The following is a 1,760-nucleotide window of genomic DNA, read 5'->3' as shown; positions in this document are numbered from 1 at the left end:
CCCTGACAACGCACGATGGCAGGCCCGCCGTATGGATCGTGGCCCCCGACAGCCTGCGCGTCTCCCAGTGCGCGGTCACCATCGCCCGCTACGGCACCGATGACGTGGTGATCGCATCCGGCCTGAACCCCGGTGACCGGGTGGTGACGGCGGGCGTGCAGGCGCTCTATCCGCAAGAAAAGGTCAGCCTGCTGGATGAAGCCGATGTCCGCCCCTGAGCCAGCCGCCCCGGGGGGCATGAACCTGTCCGACTGGGCCATCCGCCATCGTGCGCTGGTCCTGTTCTTCATGATCCTGATCGGTGTCGCGGGCATCCAGTCCTATTTCAGGCTGGGCCGGAACGAAGACCCGCCCTTTACCGTCAAGACCATGGTGGTGCAGGCGTTCCTGCCCGGTGCGTCGGTGGAGGAAACCACCCACCAGCTGACCGAACGCATCGAGAAGAAGCTGCAGGAAACGCCCGACCTCGATTACGTCAAGAGCTATACGCTGGCGGGCAGGACCACGATTTTCGTCAATCTGCTCTCGGGCGCGCCCAAGGCGGAAGTGCCGGACATCTGGTATCAGGTGCGCAAGAAGATCGGTGACATCAAGGTGCAGTTGCCCACGGGCACGGTCGGCCCGTTCTTTGATGATGAGTTCGGCGATACCTACGGCATCATCTACGGCTTTACCGCCGATGGTTTTTCCCACCGCGAACTGCGCGATTATGTCGAGACGGTACGCGATGAACTGCTGCATGTGCCCGATGTGGCCAAGATCGACACGCTGGGCGCGCAGGATGAAAAAATCTATGTCGATTTCTCCACCCATCATCTCGCCCGGCTGGGCATAAACGGGGCGACGATCGCGGCCGCCTGATGGCGCAGAACGCCACGGTGCCATCGGGCGTGGTGGATACGGGGCGCGAGCAGATACAGGTCCAGCCCACCGGGCAGTTCGGGTCGGTGCAGGATATTGCCAATGTCACGGTTTACGCGGGTGGCCGCAAAATCCGGCTGGGTGACATCGCCACCATCACCCGCACCTATTCCGATCCGCCGCAGACCATGTTCCGGGTGGGGGGGCATGACGCCATCGGCCTCGCCCTGTCCATGCGCAGCGGTGGCAACGTGCTGGAACTGGAAAAGAACATTACGGCGAAGATGGCCGAACTGCATGCCCGCATGCCCATCGGGATCGAGGCGCATCTGGTCGCCAACCAGCCAAGGTGGTGCATGACGCCGTGGGTGATTTTACCGAGGCGCTGTTCGAGGCCATCGTCATCGTACTGGGCATCAGTTTCATCAGCCTTGGCGCGCGCGCGGGTACGGTGGTCGCGTTCTGCATTCCCTTCGTGCTGGCGGTGGTGTTCGTGTGCATGAAGATGTTCGGCATCGACCTTCAGCGCGTCTCGCTCGGCGCGCTGATCATAGCACTCGGCCTGCTGGTGGATGACGCCATGATTACGGTGGAGAGCATGGTCAGCAAGCTGGAGGAAGGCTGGAGCCTGACCCGGGCCGCGACCTATGCCTATGTCTCGACCGCCTTTCCCATGCTGACCGGCACGCTTGTGACCGTGGCGGGGTTCATTCCGGTCGGTTTCGCCCGGAGCATCGCGGGGGAATACACGTTCTCGCTCTTTGCCGTGGTGGGCATGGCCCTGATCGCGTCATGGTTCGTGGCGGTGCTGGTCGCCCCGCTGGTGGGGGTGACCATTCTCAGGGCGTGTCCGGCCTCGGTGTCGCACACACCGCCGGAGGGCCGCCTGCTGCGCCTGT

The 1,760-nt window shown here is 63.4% G+C and carries 1 protein-coding gene and 2 pseudogenes; all 3 read left to right on the top strand.

Annotated features, from left to right (window positions below; translation table 11 throughout):
* Nucleotides 1-218: pseudogene (locus JCM25156_RS25235) on the top strand (efflux RND transporter periplasmic adaptor subunit); the annotation flags it as partial.
* On the top strand, nt 205-861 hold the full coding sequence (locus JCM25156_RS32235) for an efflux RND transporter permease subunit (RefSeq protein WP_025813819.1): 657 nt from the start codon (nt 205-207) through the stop codon (nt 859-861). The pseudogene JCM25156_RS25235 and the gene JCM25156_RS32235, both read left to right, overlap by 14 nt.
* Nucleotides 861-1,760, top strand: a pseudogene (locus JCM25156_RS32230) (efflux RND transporter permease subunit); the annotation flags it as partial. The gene JCM25156_RS32235 and the pseudogene JCM25156_RS32230, both read left to right, overlap by 1 nt.

The sequence above is a fragment of the Komagataeibacter kakiaceti JCM 25156 genome (assembly GCF_000613305.1).
The sequence above is the reverse complement of the archived record's forward strand: the minus strand, read 5'-3'. Positions and strand labels throughout refer to the sequence as shown.